Below are 1,291 nucleotides of genomic sequence, written 5' to 3' on the forward strand. Positions count from 1 at the left end.
AATTTGGGGGAGGTGGGTTCATGCCTAAAAAGAAAATAGATGTAATTGAAAATGTTAAGAAGAAGTATGTTCGACTGGCGCTTGAATCTAACAGGATTGCCTCTACAGCTAAAAGCGCGGGGGTCGACAGAGCTACGTTACGTAAATGGATAAAGGAGTATGAAACCGGAGTTAGGGATGAAATGGAATCTGAAGGGGTTAATCCCTTAACGCCGCAAACATCACGGCAGGAACTGGAAAACAAATATGAACAAGCGATGAAGCTCCTGGGGGAAAAGGAACTAGAAGTAGCTATGTTAAGGGAAGTCTTAAAAAAAAACGACCCCCTATAAAGCTTCTTCTGAACGAAGTGAAGAGATGGGTACGGGCTGACTTTCCAATCACCAAGACCATGCAGGCTCTTGGGTTAGCGAGATCTCACTATTACTATTATCAGACGGGGGCTGAGGCGAGAGTGGTGAAAAAGCGCGGCCGTCCTACACCAGGATTCTCACGCACTGTAGGAGGACGCAAAGTGCCCGATGAACAGATTGAGGAATATCTGATGGAATTTCATTGGGATGACGAGTTAGGGGGATTAGGTTACCGGAAATGGACCCTTTATCTAAGGGAGCAAAAGCATCTTGTCATTAACAAGAAAAAGGTTTATCGGCTCTGTAAGGAACTCGGGATATTGAAAGAGAGAAGAATGAAGAAAACGAAGCATCCCAGGAAACTGGCTAGGAACCGGTTGGTCACAGAGCCCAATCAATTGTGGCAGGTTGATATTAAGTATGGAACTATTGAGGGGTCAGGTGAATTTTTCTTTTTGTGTAGCGCCATTGATGTCTATGATCGTAGTATCGTCGGCTATTATTGCGGACCTATATGCAGGGCTAAGCATATTAAAGACATGTTAGCCAAAGCGTTAATCCGCCGCAAAGTACACTTTAAAGAAGGGGAGTTGGAGAACAAATTAATTATCCGTACGGATAACGGTCCCCAATTCGTAAGTGATACGTTTGGAGACTTTTGTTTACATCATAAGATATATCACGAGCGAATCCCGAAAAAAACGCCGGATATGAATGCTTATATTGAGTCATTCCACAGCGTCTTACAGCGTGAATGCTTTGATCGACACGAATTTGAACTTTATGAAGCAGCTTATTACTATATCGATAACTACATTGATTTTTATAATAACCGTCGATACCATGGAGGCATCCAAGACTATACACCTACAAAATATTACCTTTTAACAACCAAAAAAGCACTTAAAACTAAGGAGGTGAGCTTATAAAGCTGAGAT

Annotated in this window: 2 protein-coding genes; both read left to right on the forward strand. The window is 42.3% G+C overall.

From position 1 onward, the window contains the following. Positions 1-20: 20 nt before the first annotated feature. Complete coding sequence (locus ACFO3D_RS18870; protein WP_390299970.1) at positions 21-332, forward strand: helix-turn-helix domain-containing protein; 312 nt, start codon at positions 21-23, stop codon at positions 330-332. A 17-nt stretch (positions 333-349) separates the two neighbouring features. Then, entirely contained in the window at positions 350-1,282 is a 933-nt protein-coding gene (locus ACFO3D_RS18875) for an IS3 family transposase (protein ID WP_390299973.1), read from the forward strand. The last annotated feature ends 9 nt before the right edge of the window (positions 1,283-1,291 follow it).

It is taken from the genome of Virgibacillus kekensis (assembly GCF_042654125.1).
Taxonomy (GTDB): domain Bacteria; phylum Bacillota; class Bacilli; order Bacillales; family Amphibacillaceae; genus Lentibacillus; species Lentibacillus kekensis.

Bases quoted from the DNA above. Each gene is read 5' to 3' on its own strand.
- ACFO3D_RS18870 (WP_390299970.1), top strand. From the start codon at position 21: ATGCCTAAAAAGAAAATAGATGTAATTGAAAATGTTAAGAAGAAGTAT.